Raw genomic sequence first — 18,117 nt, forward strand, 5'->3', positions numbered from 1 at the left:
CCCTGGTCTTTGTGTAATTAATTGGTCCCTCTATTCCTTCAAGGTTAGTTGACCTAACAATTTATTGGCCACTAGTTCGGATGATTGCGGGTTCTGCCCTGTGATCAACAGACCATCTTCTACTGCAAAAGCACTCCAATCCTCACCACGTTCAAATTGACCCCCATTATCTTTAAGCATATCTTCTACTAAAAATGGTACCACATTGGTTAACTGCACAGCTTCTTCCTCTGTATTTGTAAATCCGGTAACTTTTTTACCTTTTACCAATGCATTTCCATTTTTATCTTTCACGTTTTGCAAAGCAGCAGGAGCATGGCACACCAGTGCTACAGGCTTATCATTAGTATAAAATGATTCGATTAATGCAATAGAAAACTCATCGGTGGCAAGGTCCCACAACGGTCCATGTCCACCGGGATAAAAAATGGCATCATAAGTTTCATGATTGACCTTACTTAATACCATGGTGTTACTAAGTTTTTGCTGCAACTCATTGTCCTTATTAAATCGATCTGTGGACGGCGTGCTAAAGTCAGGTAATTCACTTTTAGGATCAATAGGAGGTTGCCCACCTTTGGGTGATGCCAGGTGGATCTCTACTCCCTTGTCTTTTAGCGCATAATAGGGTGTAGCAAACTCTTCCACCCAGAATCCCGTTTTTTCCCCGGTATTGCCCAGTTTATCGTGCGATGTTAATACAAATAGTACCTTCATAATTTTTTCGTCGTTGGTGATCAATTCGTTTTTGTCTTCTTTCTTTGTAGTGCTACAACTTAAAATAAAAGCCACAGCGCTTAATAAAAATGTGTACTTCATTAATACTTTTTTTCTTGCACAAAGATCATGGGAATATATCCCTCCGGCGAGGAGGCAGATCACTAAAATGAAGTGATGTAGATCACTTCCGGTAGAACGGGATCATTCCAACCGGCTGAGTGTTTCCCTGGATACACCCAGAAAGGAAGCGATCATCTTTTTAGGTACACGTTGCAAAAGACTTGGATACAGGCGCAGGAATTCTTCATACCTTTCCTTTGCGTTGTTTTTCAATAAGGAAAGGATCCTTTTTTGAAGGGCAAGAAAGCCAAATTTTGTTTTATTGGCCCAAAACAACGCCATACGGTGTTGTTCCTGACAAAGTTTTTCCCTGTTTTCTAATGAAATAGTCAGCAGCTCACAGTCTTCAATACATTCTATGAAAATACTGGCCTGGCTTTGTTTTAAAAAAGCCTCGTAGTCCGTGATCCACCATTCTTCCTGCGCAAACTGAATGATATGCTCTTTACCGGATCCATCGACAAAGTAAGCTTTTAAACAGCCTTTGAGTACCCAAAATTCATTGCGCACCTGATCGTGTTCCTGTACAACGAATTGGTGCTTTTTTCGTCTTATGACATCGAAGTGCCCCAGAATAGGTTCGAATTCCTCGTTGGTCATAGGAAAAGTGGCTTCTTCGATGTGTTTTTTTAACGGGAGTAACAATTGAGCTTGATTGGATACCATTGGGGTGGCAAAATTACTTTAGAATGTTTATTTAAAAAATGCGTATATCCAACCATTGATTCTTTATACCACGAACTTGTTTGAGGGTATTGGTTTTCATATCCAGACCAAAACATATTAATGGCTACTTGGTTCAAATATTTTAATCACTTCACATAGTTAGATGTAAGTTTTTTATTAAAAAGGAATGTTTTTTTTGTTCATTTAAAATTTAAGTTAATCTAATTTAAATATTCATATGAATTATAGGCTGAGTGCAATGTAGTTTTCAACCAGAAATAGAGGTTTTATTTTTTATTAGGTTGATTAACTTGCCAACCGTTGTTTACCCTTTGTTTATAGTTGGTTCAAATGGTTTTTACCCCCTTCATACCCTCAGGCATTATCAGGCCATTATTCTTAAAATACATTGATTTAAATCAGGTCAATGATAGACGTCAGGGATCACTAATATGCGTCTATTTAAAGCATTTCATTTTCCATGTGATTAGCCAGGCCTTCTCAAGGTTAGAAACACGTCCAATGACTCTTTTGATTTATGCTTCTGCTTATGAGACTCAGTTAGGCAGTCATTTTCCATTATATTGGCTATTGGCTAAAAGGAAGAGAGGGTAGAGATGAGAAGAAATAAGCTGATCTACCCGGTTCTATTTTGTTTGTTATTAACTTCAGCGGCATTAGCCCAACCGGCTAATGATAATTCGACCAATGCAGAGGAAATAGTTATCAATACTTATTGTTCCGCTACCGGGGCCTTCACTACAGTAGGAGCAACCCCGGATGGTTTAAAGCCGAATAACTGGTCGAACGGTCCCAATAGTAACGTTTGGTTCAAATTCCAGGCTACCACTACCGAAGTAGCAATACACCTTACCCCGGATGGGATGAGTCGCCCTAAACTGGCGTTGCACGGTGCTTTGCTAGCGGAATTGGTGAGTGTCAATGACGATGGAGCAACAGAAGATATAGGGTTAAGTTGGAACACACTGGTGGTCGGAGCATGGTATTTTATTAATGTCTCCAATGGATCGAGTTCGGGGAATAATGGAGCGTTCCTGTTATGTGTAGATGATGCCGTGTCACAGGATTATCCGGCAGGCGCTGTTGAGATCAGCCATACGAGTAACCAGTGTTCAGCTTTAGCTGCATACCAGACCCGGATAGGCACACCGGATGGTGCCCGCCCCTCGAAATGGTCGAACGGACCTAATGCGAATGTTTGGTTCAAATTTCAGGCTACTACCGCCGAAGTGGCTTTGAGTCTAAAGGTAAAAGATGCTGAAGGGACACTTTTATATCCGAAGCTGGCCCTTTATGATGCCTCTATTACTGAACTGGTCAGCGTCAATGATGATGGAGCTACAGAAGATATAGGGTTGAGCCACACCAATCTTACGATAGGAGCCTGGTACTATGTGAACGTTGATAACGGGAATAACCGGGATCATCGTGGTACGTTTACCCTGTGTGTCGACACTAGGACAACACATGATTACTCCTCTCAAGCAGTTGTATTGACGAATGTAGCAGGTTATTGTACCTCTTTGGAAGAATATACTACCCGGATTGCCACACCTGATGGGTCAAGACCTTCCAATTGGAACAATGGTCCTAATGCCAATGTCTGGTTCACCTTTCAGGCGCTGGGTCCCGGTGTTACGATTGGTGTTAAAACCGATGGTGTGGAAGGTTCATTGCGTTATCCAAAAGTTGCACTGCATGCCAGTACTTTAACAGAGCTTGCCAGCCGCAATGATGCCGGGGCAACAACAGATATTGAGCTGATCCATTCAGGACTGATCATTGGAGACTGGTATTATATCAATGTAGACAATGCGACCAATCAGTCACAACGTGGCACCTTTACCTTATGTGTAGATAATCCGTCGTTGTTGCCTTCTGTTCCGGGAGACCCTGTGATGAGTAACGTTACTTCCAGCTCGGCTCAATTGGATTGGGTGGATAACTCAGCGAATGAGACCGGCTTCGAGCTTTACCGGGCTACTGTATCCGGCGGTCCTTATAGCCTGGTGACTACCACGGGGTCAGGTGTAGTTACCCATACAGATACAGGGTTGTCAGACGCCACGAGCTATTACTATGTGGTACGGGCCATAAATGCACATGGGAATTCTTCCAATAGTTCCGAAGTAGTTGCGCTGACCAGTAGTTCTTCCCCATCTTCTCCGCAAACGTTACGTATTTTGGCCCCATTGGCTTCAGGCCCGGCTTCGTCCCAATATTTCCCGATCCAGTTCGGGTTTGACGGGCCACCTACCTGGGATGATGCAAATCAAACTCCTACAGGCGGGAGTGGCGGTAGCGATGCACCGGGGTATAACAATCGTACAGGGTATATTGATTTTGGTCCGGATTATGCTGATCTGCGCATTATTTCTACCTGGACGCAATATCGTCCTAACAGCCCGGGAGATCATATGCCTTACGCAGCGGTATGGTGGGATGATGATAACGATGATGTTAATGACAATGGCATAACTACTACCGCTATTAATTTTAATACCGCCCAGGGGTTGGCAAATCTTGGATCACTTCTATGGGTCCGGGATATGGACCACACCAATGCACCTGTTACTCCCCAGAGGCGTTACCTGGTGTTACGATCCGCGGATCCTATGACAGGCAGGGCCCGGGAATATGCTATGGTAGGTTATAGTGCAAGTGTTGAAGGTAACCTGCCGGATCACCTCGAGCTCCAGGCGCTCCGGGATCTGTATGAAGGTACGAATGGAGCTAACTGGACCAATAATACAGGCTGGCCCACTATGGATGCCGCGTGGGATGCCATTACTTCAGTGGATCAGTTGACCGGCTGGCATGGGATTACGGTAGAAAATGGGGATCTGTCTGAAATTGTCTTGAACGATAATAATCTTGACGGAAATTTTCCAATTGGCCTAATTACCCTCAAAGCATTGAATACACTTAATATGGGTACGAATCATATAATTGGAACCATTCCTGAACAGATAAATTCCTTGGAGAGCATCGAGTTTATTGACCTTTCCAATAATAGTCTTACAGGTTCTATTCCACTATCTCTTGAGACTTTGCCCTTAAAACACTTGTTTTTATCCGGGAACCAAATGTCTGGAGAGATTCCTGATTATCTGTTTCAAAAAACGTCGCTAATTCATTTGTCCTTGACCGGTAACCAATTTACAGGAACTTTGCCCAACACACTTAATCTACCCTGGATAGAATACATCGACATAGGCAGTAATATGCTTTCAGGGGAAGTTCCGTCATCCATTTCTACTCTGGGCAGGCTTAAAAGACTCACATTAAGTTCGAATAACTTTGAGGGCGATTTCCCACCGTTTGATTTGGCCGGACAGGTATATGAGATGAACCTTGAAAACAATCAGTTTACCTCGATCCCCTATTTCGATCGTGTAGACGAGTTAAGAGTGCAAGGTAATGCGCTGACATTTGAGAGCCTGGAAGCTCAATTTACAGATGGGACACCACCAAGAATATTTACCTATGCACCTCAGAAAGCACCCCTGAATCCAATAGTTTTGAACGCTGACCTAAATGAACCTTACCAGATTAATAACAATAGGTCTGGAGGTAATCAAACTACTTACACATGGCAGGAATGGGATGGTACCAACTGGGCTAATATTAATGGAGAAACAACCGCTCAATTGAATATCAGTAATGTCATCATCGGTGATGACGGCAGGCGCCTGCGTTGTGAGATGATTAATAGCACTTTTCCCGGCTTGGTAATCTACAGTGAAGAGTATGAACTGAACGTTATTATCAGTCAAACTTTTTATGTGATTGCTAGCGGGAATTGGTCAGATCCAATGATCTGGTCACTTACGGAAGGAGGGGCACCGGAAAATAGAGTGCCTACTGAGTTTGACAAGATACAATTAGCTAATTACCAAGTGGAAGTTACTAAAGTTGTGGATTGTCGCAGTGTAAGGATCGATGCCGGGCCGGGTACCACATTAAAAATATCAGGGCAGCAGGCAGCTTTGAATGTCAACGGTCAGATGGTGGTCGATAACATCAGCGCCATAGAAAATAAAATTTTACAGGTATTGAACGGAGGAAAGTTGGAATGCAGGTGAATATCAAAATAGCGATAACAGGAGTATTGCTCGTGGTGGTTTCCGTGAGTATTTCTTTGGTAGCAGCCGCTTTCTTTTTTAAGCCTAAAATAGCCTTTGTTCGTTCACAGGAGTTGATCTACAATTATGAAGGCACGAAAGAAGCTATGACAAAGTTCAACAATCAAAAGCAGCAATGGCAGGCCAATGCCGATACGTTGAAATTTGATTTACAAAGAGCTGTTGCCACGTACAATAGGGAATATACCAATCTAACCGTTAGTCAACGGCAGAAACAAGAAGAGGTATTGTCCAAGCAAGATCGACAGTTGCAAAGTTACTCATCGGCGATTGAGGAAAAGATCCGGCAAGCCGATGATGAAATGATGCAGGCTGTGCTGGACCAGGTAAATGTTTATGTTGAAGAATATAGCCAGAAGCATGGCTATGATCTTATTCTCGGTACAACGGCTAACGGAAATGTACTGTATGGCAAGGAGGAGCTGGATGTTACGGAGTACTTATTGAAAGGGTTGAATGAAAAATATCTTGGTAAATGAGACTATCTATTATCATATTGCTCTTAGCTAACCTTTTGTCATCCTGTGGAACAGGGGCTGATATAGAACTAAGTATATCCGAGTATCGTAAATGGTTGACTTCTTCTGAAAATGGCCTTAGAAAGCACAAAAAAGGGAAATTAATAGATGTTAGTGCATCTTTTCTACCTTCTGACCTTCTGACCTATCGTGAATTAAATGCTTCGTTAGCCGCTTATTCTGGTGAAATGTTGGATTCGATCAAAACACGCTATGACAATACGCTGAATTTTACAATTGAGCTAAGTGCGAAACAGGTTGGCGAAAATCTCCTTTGGTACGGACTGACAGATTATACGTCTTACCAGGCCCGTATCCACAAATTGAATTTTAACATAGAAAACTTTATCAGTTTAAAAATAATGGATGCTACTTATTATCCGGTACTATCGCATTTCGAAGGTTACAACGAATTGAGCAACAAACTTATATTTCACATAGCTTTCGCGCCGACCAAGGTTTCACTGGAATTGCCTGGAACTACAGTGAGGTTAACGTTTGATGACCCTTACTGGAGAACAGGAGTGAACCATTTTTCCTTTAAAAAAGAGGATTTTGATAATATACCCGAGTTGGTTATAGAATAATGTCTTAACAGAATGATCAGGAATCGAAAATACCTCAGAGCTATCGCATTATTCTTTACCACCAATATAATCTTAGAGGTGGTGGTGCCAAACATGGCATATGCCTTAACATCAGGTCCTGCACAGCCTGAATTTAGTAGTTTTGAACCGGTGGCCACAACGAATATGGTCAATGAGTTTAGCGGAGATTTTACCTATAACCTTCCGGTGATTGAAGTGCCGGGACCTCACGGCAGTAGCTATTCCCTTTCGTTATCATATCACAGTGGGAGTTCCCCTGAAGAAGAAGCCAGCTGGGTTGGATACGGGTGGACGCTTAATCCTGGAGCTATAAACCGATCCACTCGAGGTTTTCCCGACGATTACAATGGGGCCAAAGTTAAATATCACAATAAAGTACCGGATCATTGGACTGCTACAGTAGGAGCAAAAGTGAGTGCGGAAGCCATCAGTTTTGACCTCCCCTTCCAAGCCAGTGCAGCTTTGCGTTACAATAACTATCGAGGATTTGGCTATAATGCTGGTGTAGGTTTATCTCTGGGAAAAGGAGTGGTTAACCTAGGGTATAATGTCTCGAATGGTCAGGGTAGTTTCTCCTTAAGTTTAAGCCCTCTTAATGCGTTGAGTGCTCTCAAGGCTAAATCCAAGGACGCTGAGAAAAACCCTTCAGAACTCTCTTCACAAATTAAGATGGACAAAGAGGCACAGAGGTCCGCTCAAAAGAAGGCAGAATTGGGTGCCCGATCTTTAGGTGTAGCAGGTGCAGCTTTGAGTAGCTATATTCAGCATAGCTTTTCTTCTATGGAGCGTGCTACGGCTGTTTCTGACTATGTCAGTACTTCGATCAACGCCAGTATTGGGGTTAACCTGACACCGACATTCCTGGAACTGGGATCTTCAGGAGACCTTTTCGGAAGCATAGCACTACAGGCCTATAAAGATGAAAAAAACCTTAATGCTTTTGGCTATTTGTATTCTACCAATTCCGGGGAAAAGGATATGATGGATTACTATGTGGAAAAAGAAACACCCTATCAAAAGAGAGACGTATTTCTGGGTATACCATTCAATAACGCAGACTACTTCTCAGTATCTGGTGAGGGGCTTGGAGGAGGGTTTCGCTTGTATCAGCAAGAAGTTGGACACTTTAAACCGAATAATACGGTAAGTGAAACAGCCATTGTAAATGCCGGAGGGGAAATTGAAGCAGGCTTTAACTGGGGAGGTGGCTCAGATATAGGTGTTGGTGTATCGGCGATCACCTCAAGGGGCTGGGAAAAAAAGAATACCGGTTTTTCTTCTATAGAGAAGGACCCCAATAGTATATTTTTCAGGTTTAACAATGATCTTGGCGGCAGCTGGTTGCATGCTTCACAGGACGATCTGCTCAGCGCTTCCATATCCGGTGGGGGAGCTCCCGGTGTAAAAGGCTTCAAAGCCCGGTTACCAGGTAATTCCGGGATTATGAACTTTGATAAACCCGTCGGAAGATCTTCTTTCATAGGTTATAGCACAAACAAAACCATCAGCATTGCGACTTCCAGGAACCGGCCTTATGAAATTTATTCCCACCGGAAAGACCTTCGTGATATAAGCGGCCAGGCCAGGTCACTGGATGATGGTGATAATGCTGATGGTATTGGTGAAATTGCAGTGTTTAATGAATCCGGTAACCGATACGTTTATGGACTGCCCGTGTATGCCAGGAGTGAGAAAAACCTACAGTTTGGATTGCAAAATGCACCGGCATCCTCCATTGATGCCAATTTCCTGGCCTACTACAAAGACGATAAAACCAAGATAGGAGAGGAACGTGAAACGGGATATGCCACTGCCTATTTGCTGAGCGAGATCACCACACCTGATTACGTGGACAAGACGTTCAACGGTCCTTCATTAGATGATCTTGGAGGATATACACGTTTCAATTATGAACGGCACGCAGGTGGCTCAAATTTGAATACCTGGTTCAAATGGCGAATGCCCTATACCGGTTTGTCCTATAGTCGGAATTCTATGTCAGACCCTAAGGACGATCTTGGAAGCTATAGTGAAGGGCTTAAAGAAATATACTATTTGCAGTCTATTGAAACCAAAACGCATGCAGCGATCTTTGTTACCAGTGATAGAGAAGATGGGCTGGAGGCTGGTAATGATGCAATCACTAACCGAAATGCAAAGGGTACTAAAGTACTGAAAAAGCTGGATCGCATTGAGATCTATTCATTGCAGGATGTCCAGGAAATAAATGATAACCTTTTCCCCAAGCCAGGGGCCAGACCGATCAAAACGGTAAACCTTGAGTATGATTACCATTTGATGAACGGTGAGCATGACCCTCACCTGATGAACGGTGTCCCTAATGCCAGTTCAGGAAAACTTACCTTGAAAAAACTATGGTTTGAATATGAAGGTATTACGGAGGCGCGTATCAGCCCTTATCGGTTTGATTACCTATATAACAATGCTGTTTACCCGACCAAATACGCTACCATCAGGGCCGAGATGGATCAGTTGGCCGATGCCAGTCAAAATCCAGGATACTCAAAATTTAACCTGGATGCCTGGGGTAACTACCAGGAAAACGGGGATACTCGCTACGCAGAGATGCGTAAGTGGGTAGATCAGAAGGGCAGTACCACTTTCGATCCTGCTGCCTGGCAACTCAAAACCATTACCCTGCCAAGTGGAGGACAGATCCATGTACAATATGAGCAGGATGACTATAGTTATGTTCAGGATCAGGTCGCTCATGTGATGGTACGATTGGATAACGCTACAAATCATACTAACAATATATTTTACCTTGACACCGGATCAGACCTTGACCTGTCAGCGAGCAAGCTGGACCTGATGAAAAAAATGATCCACGATCGCTACATCAGGGATAAAAATAAACTCTACTTCAAGTTTTTGTACAAATTGATGAATAATGGTACCCCGGATCTTAGTAGCTGTAATAGTGAATATATCACGGGCTATGTCGACGTAGAGACCGTGGACATTGATGCTGGCAATGGCAAATTATACGTTCGTCTGTACAATGATGAGTCTCGCCTGCCTCGCCAGGTGTGTAAGGACTTTGTAATGACTCAGCGCATAGGAAATCTCAGTACCAGCGGTAACTGCAATGCTTCTTCAGCAGGGATAGATCCTAAAAATGACGCGGTAGCCATCATCAAACAATTGGGCAACATGGCTAAAACAATTGTAGCTCCCAGTAGTTTATGCCGGGACATCAACGCTGGGTTATCCTATTTAAGAGTACCGTTACCGGTCAGTAAGAAGGGGGGAGGTCTTAGGGTAAAGAGGCTGCTAACCTATGACCAAGGGCTCGAGAACAACCCGGTAGTATATGGCAACGAATATCTTTATGAATTTGAAGACCCACTTACTGGTACGGTAAGGAGTAGCGGAGTGGCTACTAATGAACCTTCACCTATTCGTGAGGAGAACATCCTGGTAGATTTCATTGCACGTGAAAAAGAGAGTCTGGCCAGTAAGATAATTTCTGGCAGAGATAAAAAGCAATCGGAGGGTCCCTTGGGGGAATCTATTATGCCGGCAGCTTCAGTGGGCTATTCTCAGGTGGTGGTTAAGAATATACATTCCGGAAAGACCAACGTTGGCTTCAATGTAAAGCAATTTTATACAGCCTATGACTATCCTTTTGAGGTAGAACAGACAGGAATGCAGGATAAAAAAGATTTTGTTCCGTTTCCTTTTGGTTTGGTGAATGTTTTTGTAAACAATGTATGGCTTACCCAGGGCTTTACGTTCAAGTTGAACAATATGCACGGACAGTTCAGGCGTGATGCTAATTATAGTGGTACGTATACTCCTGGATTTGAACTAGCCACAGTGGTTACAGAACAACAGTACCGTTATTTCGAACCCGGCAAGGACAAAATACCTGTTACGACAGACCTTTTGGAAGGAATACACTACGAAGATCCAGGGAAGGAAATTGACATTACCTTTGCAGACAAAGCTATAATAGAAGAGCAATATGATGCCAGTGTAGAATTCGATGTAAGTGTTGGGATCATTCCCTTTTTCCCGATCCCTATTATCGTTCCACAAGCATCGGCCGTTCCCAGCCTGACCCATACCCGAAGTGAATTGTATACGCATGCCACTTCCAAGGTGGTCCGTTATCCGGCCATTGTAAAGGAGGTCATTTCACGACAGGATAATATTTTACACCGCCAGGTGAACCTCGCTTTCGACGCATTTACCGGTAAGCCGGTTTCCGTACGTTCGTACGATGAATTTACCGGCTCTTACCTGAGCCAGAACATACCGGCTTCATGGGAATATGATAATTTTCGCCCTATGGCTATGGAACAGGGCAAGATCATCGAAGCGTCTATGGGCTACTCAGGGGATAGCAAAGAGGAGCGGCTTTATTTCACGGGAGGAGAAGCCTGCCAGTTGCTGGCAGAGTTTACCAAAGGAGACTTACTGGAGTTGTCTGACGGGGTATTTTATCATGTCAAGGATTTTGACTTTTTTGCGGACGAAGTGATCATCGTACCTTCTTCAACAAGTACCGGTTCCCCACCAACCAGCTTGTCTTCTGTGAGGGTGGTGAATAGTGGAAATAATAACCGGCTTACTGATCAGGCCGGTCGGACCAACTTTCATAGTACCAACGGCGACGTGGCTCCTCCGGATGCCAGTGACGCTGCTCGTTGGGTATCCAATGCTTTTACCAATGACCTGAATAACGCCATGGCCACCCAGACAGAATTTATCCTAGCCGGACCGTACGCGAATATGAACATGACCGGTTACCTAAGTGCACTTCCTGAAGGGTGTGATGTGAACCTGCGTGATGTGACCATACGAAATGCTTCCTTCATCTACTTCAACCGTGAAGGAAGCCTGGACCTTTATTTGCTTTCGTTCGATCTCAACTGTGGAGGCAATAACTGGATCATCATAGACGCTGCAGCCCTATAGTTATGAATAAGTACCTACAAACATACCTCTGGACAAAATTCATACAAGTACGTATTGCTGTCATGCTGGCCGTATGGGCATGCTTTGTTCCTGTTTTTTCAGCCTTTGCACAGGAAGGGAATGTGCCGGATGCCATCGAATACCAGGCGTTGATGGACCTGTATAATTCAACAGGTGGACTTAATTGGACCAATAATACGAATTGGTTGACTGGTACGGCCAACGCGAATTTCGGAACGTGGTTTGGTGTGACTGTAGTCAATGGTGATGTTCAGCGTATCATACTTCCGTCAAATAACCTTACAAATATCTTACCATCGAGTCTAATATTATTATCACAATTAAAAGAGCTGACACTTAACAACAACAGCCTTGCAGGTAACATACCTTCATTTATTGGACAATTGAATTTGCTGGAAGAACTCAATTTAAGTCAGAACAATTTTTCAGGTCTTATACCTTCGGAACTTGGAGACCTTTCAAACCTCAAAGAATTGGCATTAATATTTAACGGGCTTAGTGGTTCTATTCCTCCTGAACTTGGTAACCTTTTAAATCTCGAAAGGCTATTGCTTTTCACCAATGAGCTTTCCGGCACTCTACCCGCAAGCTTAGGAAATTTGATAAATCTTCAGCAATTGGATTTAAATAATAATAATTTTATCAGCCCTATTCCAAATGAACTGTCTAATTTAAGTAATTTAAATTTTTTAAGACTGTCTGGTAATAATTTTGAGGGTTCATTTTCTCTCAACCTGAATAATTTTGCAGGATTGACAAGTTTCTTTGTTCAGAGAAATAAGTTTAACAACCTTCCTAATCTCTCAAGCCACATTAACGCACTAAATTTGTCGGTAGCCTACAGCGTTAATCAAGTCGATTTCGGTTCATTAGAACCAAATTTCACTAACATTGGTACCTATCCCTTTCTAAACTTTACTTATTCTCCGCAAGCTGAAATAGGAGAAGAACAAAACCTTACATTCCATATAGGAAGCCCATTCAATATCCCTTTCACAACCGGAGGTACCCGAAACCAGTACCAATGGCAAAAGAAAGATGCTTCCAACCAATGGCATAATATTCCCGGGGCCACTTCCAGTTCATTTTCTAAAGCCAGTTTTGAAGTTATTGATATTGGAGAATATCGAGTAGTAGTGACAAACGAGTGGGTGACAAACCTTACTTTATATAGCAAGATAATAAGTGTACAAAGTGAAAACGATTGTGTCAGTGCTTCGGTGACCCAAAACCCAACGTGTCATGCAGCCGGTAATGGGGAGATCACAATTGATATTTCCTGTACGGAGTCACCATTCCTATTAGAATTTTTTTTATTTCAAGGTACTAGTGAGGTTCCAATAGCAAACATTACAAATACCAGTGATCAGCAAATAATACTGTCAAAAAACATTAATGTTTCCACTGGAGAAGTAATATATTTTCATGGCTTTGATGACTTTGGTATTCGTGCTAATGATGACCCTGAATTGGTTGCCGGAGTAGGGGCCAATTCAGAATATCGATTTAGATTGTATTCCATGAGTTCGGATTTAAGATATACTTCTCCGGCATTTGTTTTGACTGCTCCCCCACTTGTGGGCTCCTACGCCGGTCCGGACCAAACTGTTTGCTCTCCGACAGCCACTATGGCTGCCACAGGAACTTCCGGCCACTGGACACAGGAAACAGGCCCGTCACCTGCAAGGTTCAGTAATTCTACCAGCCCTGGCAGCATAGTGACCCTAGGTTCCCCGGGAGAATATGTGTTTACCTGGACCGTACCCGGTCAGAACTGTAATGGAACGGATCAGGTATTCATCGATTACGAACCCAATCTTGCGGTATCTATCCTGCCTGCTGATGGCAGGCCGGTTACGGAGCTCACGAGGGGGCGTTTCTATGACCACAATGGTGGTGTGGATTCCGGGGTCAACTATCCTTTAAATGGAGGAGTTTTTTATGATGGTTTAGCCGTTGATACAAAAGGAAACACGCTTTATGTTGCGGCCGATGCACAAGGTTTATGGATTTTGGACCGAAACACTAATCATGGTGAACTCATTACGGTTGACACAGCCGTTCCTTCCGGTGATAAATACAATCAATATACTCGCTCCTTGTTTGTGGATGAAGATGCTAGGGTGCTGTATGCCTCCGGATGGCCCAGAGGTACCAATGCCGGTGCGCTTTGGCGCTATGACCTTGTTACGGGCGAAGGCACCGCCTTCTATCCTGGCTATCTGCCTCCCGGTGGTGGGGATCCTTTTCCCAATGGTATAGGTGATGAAGTCAAGCGGATAGGAGATAAAGTATATGTCTCGGTGTATCGTTTTAATGGTAATATACCTGATGGAGGGGTATATATTTATGACGAATCTGACCGATCCGGAAAGTTCCTGACACCTGAAAATACTACCCCCGGGGGAGCTTATACAGTTCAGGGAGACCCAATGCCTTCGAATAAATGCCATACCACAGCCTACACCTTGCACAAAGGAAAGGAATACCTGTTTGTCGGCTTCCAGGATAACGAGATATGGGAATTCAATCTGACGGATAACATTGGCCGGGTATTTACCCCGGTATCCACGGCACCTGATGGAGATTATTCGGTGGATGGAGACCCCATGCCGGACACCGATGTTTTTAACCTGAAACTGGCGGGATCACTTCTTATGTCAGTAAATTGGAAACTGGGTGTCTGGCTGTTTGATTTCAACAGTAACCAGGGCAAGCTGCTGACCAGGGAAAATACCCTTCCGGGAGGTCGATATGAAGTGATAGGAGACGCCATTCCAACTAACCATGCAGGGGGGCTGGAATACGACCCTGAGGGACATCGTATTTTTGTGGGGCTGTCTTCCTCACAGGACCCTGAACTGGCAAATGTACAAGGTACTGGTGGAGGTATCTGGGAGTATGGGTTGGCAACAGGGCGTGCTCGTTTACATAAGGTGGCAGATGTCGGGTATGTTTTTGAAGAATTTACCGTACGTCCTGTAAGGTTTGACCCGCTTTCCCGAACAGTTTATGGCTCTATTGGAACCACAAGGCCCGGCGCAGGTATTTTTATGTATGACCTTCGCGATGGGGTCACTATATGCAACGGTGAAACGGTTACACTTCGGGCCAACGTTAACGGTAATCCAGGGGTCACCTATCAATGGAGAGAGAACGGTGTGCCGATTGCAGCAGCGATTAATTCGACATACAGTACTGCTACGCCCGGATACTACACCGTAACGGCAAGTTTAAGTGGCGGGTGTTACACGGAAAGCGAAGGTTTTATTGTTCGGGAGGCACGATTTGATAATTTGTCTGTTACCCCAAATAGCGCCTGGGAAATTTGTGATGGAGGCAGTACAGTGATCAATGCTACTGCCGGTTATATAGGTTACCAGTGGTATCGCGGTACAGAGGCGCTGGCAGAAGCTATTACCAACCAGTTGACTGTCTCATCCAATGAGCCCGGCATCTATACCGTACAAGCTACTACTATTGAAGGGTGTACAGGGAATGCGGTAGATTCTGTTTCGATCACGGCAAGTACGTTAAGTCTTTCCTACGTATCATTATTTGACTCCCCATTGGGAAGAGGTAGCATAGATCTGACAGTCAGCGGAGGAGTTGCCCCTTATACGTACGAATGGTCCGACGGTCTTGTCGGCCAGGAAGATCATATGAATACCTTACTGCCCGGTGTTTATTCCGTTGAAGTGACAGATGTTGCAGGCTGTACCGCGGCGTCAGGCCCCATTGTAATTGGATTGGACCACTGCTCGTTTTCGTTGTCGGCCAATGTTATGCGTGACGATGGTTCTGCTAGTGGTACCATTGACCTGAACGTATTGGGAGGCATTGGTCCTTTTACCTATAGTTGGACGTTAGGGCTACCAGCGCAACAAGATCAGACTGGTTTAAGAAAGGGAGTATACCGTGTCTCGGTTACCGATAGCCAGGGGTGTTCACAACGCCTGTCGGTCGTTGTACGGGGTAGTGATGAATGCCAGAATGTTACAAGCTATCATTCTTTTGCATTTAACACTCCTTGCCATGATACAAGGAATGGTTTGATCATTTTTGCTGTACTGGACGGTGTCCCTCCTTATGACTATTCAATCTTTGATGTTTTAGAAGAACGCGAAGTGACCCAGGAAGTCAATATCGTGCCTTTTTCCCAGAATATGGTACTTTTTACCGGGCTAAAACCTTCCGAATACGTTGTTTCTGTCCGTAATCAGGAGTGTGAATTTTTTGATATCATAGATACCGGCGGATTGGTAGTGGGTTCCCCGGAACTCATTGTTGCCACTTTTAACACGAAAGGAGATACAGGTTCCGGCAACGGGTCGATTGACCTTACCGTGACCGGAGGGACAGCACCTTATAGCTATGCCTGGTCCGGAAGTTTGCCTGCAGTAGAAGACCATAATGGTATTGTATCAACTGGTGTTTATGAGGTGACCGTTACAGATGCCCTGGGATGCCAGGTGATCGTTGAGGATATTTTTGTGGAAAATGCCAACAATTGTTCTCCCGACCACCCCCAGCGTTTTACAGTGCAACTGCTGAGTGCAACGGAACGTGCATGTGATGATGGAAGTACAACGGCAGATATGACTGTCCGACTCGATTTTGCCAATGCCCCTCCGTTTCCGGGTATGACCTACACCTTCCGGCTTATGGATGCTACCGGGTTCAACTACTTTGAGAATAACGGGGGAACCATACTACAGGAATTTGCCGGGGTGACGATCAATACTGATCCATTCGATTTTAGCTTTACCGGTATTGCTGTGGTCCCGACGGGCTACGGAGTAGTGGTGATGGCCGATGGAGTTACACCGGCACAGCACCCTACATGTCTTTATGGAACATATGGGTTCGCTAATAATATCACTATCGGAACAGATCCTTTACCGGATGCTTCGTTCCGTTTCCGTTATCCGTTGATCAAAGTAGGTGATGAGGTAGAAACTACCATAGAAGAATTTGTGTCTGGGTATTCCTACACTTTTAACTGGAACGATGGCACTGCTACGGTTGCTTCTCACCAACGTTCAAAACGCTTGTTTGACACGCCGGGTGAATACAATGTGACACTCACAGTAGTAAGTGATCAGGGATGTATCTCCCAAACCACTGAAGTATTAAGGGTCTTTGACTACATCTGTGAGTCACCGGTACCGGATAATGGGGGACAGTTTTATGTGGATAATACCACTGGGAAGATCGTTTTCAGAAGGGCGGAATGTCCCGGAAACTTTTTGCTTTCCTGTATTTCTGCTACTGCACAACCCAATATTTTTGACAATGCTGTTGCCGCTTCTGCTGTTACCTATGATGATCAATGGGATCATGATCCTTTACAGGAAGCTTCCCATGATTTTGACGAAAGTGCAAATGCATTTGAGCGTGGTGAACGGGGTAAGTGGCGGATAAAGAACTTCTATGCCTTTAAAGTACCGTTACAGGAGTCAGACAAAAACTTTAGTGCCGGTACATTCAGGCTGGAAGATTTTAGTTGGCGATACGAAGATGCCAATGATCCCTCCAAATGGATCAGGAGTACTACAGTAGAACGGTATTCACCGAATGGAGAAGCACTCCAGGAGCGTAATGCTTTAGGGGTGCCTAGTGCCGCCAAGTTTGGTTATCAGGGTGCATTGCCCTACCTGATTGCACAAAATGCCGAATACCAGGATGTCCATTTTGAAAGTTTTGAGCGCATTTACCGTAACCGGCTGGAAGATAATGTAAGTATTTCGGATAATGGCATTGCTGTAGCCGGTGACATCGTGCATGCAGGCACAAAGTCAGCCAGACTCAATGGAATGTTCAAACTTCCTGTGATGCATTTGTCAGACCAGTTGGTGTCTAACGGATTGTTAATGAAGGTTTGGATCCATGCTCCTCAGGCTACCCAGTTGACAGACCTTTATTTCTCTGTAGTAGATAAAAATGGAGTGATAGTCTCATCATCCGCTTTTGACATCGTAGCTACTGTAGGACCGTGGCAATTGCTGGAAGCAATGGTAACCAATTTTGGAACACTGGTAGTCGGAGATTTTAGGGAAAATTCCGATGTCCTTATTCCGGCATTGGAAAACAGGGGTACTGACCCTGTTTGGATCGATGACCTGCGTTATCAGCCAGCGGACGCCGAGATGACCACATACCTCTACGATCCGCGTAATTTCAGGCTGCTAACCGTCTTTGACGATCAGCATTTTGGGTTATACTATCAGTATAATGCTGAAGGTAAGCTGGTAAGAAAACGTATTGAGACAGAGCGAGGTATAAAAACCATCCAGGAAACACAGATAAATCAACCTAAAGTTAGTCGGGGTGAATAAGTCATTGACGATAGCG

General features: G+C 44.2%; 7 protein-coding genes. 5 read left to right on the top strand and 2 right to left on the bottom strand.

Annotation, left to right across the window (positions count from 1 at the left end; genetic code table 11):
- Positions 1–30: 30 nt before the first annotated feature.
- Positions 31–717, bottom strand: coding sequence for a type 1 glutamine amidotransferase domain-containing protein (locus tag FNH22_RS17295; RefSeq protein ID WP_221420299.1), 687 nt, complete (start codon positions 715–717; stop codon positions 31–33).
- Positions 718–921: 204 nt separating this feature from the next.
- Entirely contained in the window at positions 922–1,506 is a 585-nt protein-coding gene (locus tag FNH22_RS17300; RefSeq protein ID WP_143399685.1) for a Crp/Fnr family transcriptional regulator, read from the bottom strand.
- 617 nt (positions 1,507–2,123) lie between these two features.
- Here FNH22_RS17300 and FNH22_RS17305 point away from each other — a divergent pair.
- Genes FNH22_RS17305 through FNH22_RS17325 form a run of 5 tightly spaced genes read left to right on the top strand, consistent with a single transcriptional unit; the run spans position 2,124 to position 18,101 of the window.
- Positions 2,124–5,612 (top strand): fibronectin type III domain-containing protein, encoded by a 3,489-nt coding sequence (locus FNH22_RS17305; RefSeq protein ID WP_143399686.1) that lies wholly within the window; start codon positions 2,124–2,126, stop codon positions 5,610–5,612.
- Positions 5,603–6,151 (top strand): OmpH family outer membrane protein, encoded by a 549-nt coding sequence (locus FNH22_RS17310; protein WP_143399687.1) that lies wholly within the window; start codon positions 5,603–5,605, stop codon positions 6,149–6,151. The genes FNH22_RS17305 and FNH22_RS17310 overlap by 10 nt, the downstream gene beginning before the upstream one ends.
- The gene (locus FNH22_RS17315) at positions 6,148–6,777 is read left to right on the top strand and encodes a hypothetical protein (protein WP_143399688.1); all 630 of its coding nucleotides are present in this window, start codon (positions 6,148–6,150) and stop codon (positions 6,775–6,777) included. The genes FNH22_RS17310 and FNH22_RS17315 overlap by 4 nt, the downstream gene beginning before the upstream one ends.
- 12 nt (positions 6,778–6,789) lie before the next feature.
- Entirely contained in the window at positions 6,790–11,742 is a 4,953-nt protein-coding gene (locus tag FNH22_RS17320) for a hypothetical protein (RefSeq protein ID WP_143399689.1), read from the top strand.
- Positions 11,743–11,744: 2 nt separating this feature from the next.
- On the top strand, positions 11,745–18,101 hold the full coding sequence (locus FNH22_RS17325) for a PKD domain-containing protein (RefSeq protein ID WP_143399690.1): 6,357 nt from the start codon (positions 11,745–11,747) through the stop codon (positions 18,099–18,101).
- Positions 18,102–18,117 lie beyond the last annotated feature (16 nt).

Source organism: Fulvivirga sp. M361 (genome assembly GCF_007097395.1).
In the GTDB taxonomy this organism is placed as follows: Bacteria; Bacteroidota; Bacteroidia; order Cytophagales; family Cyclobacteriaceae; genus Fulvivirga.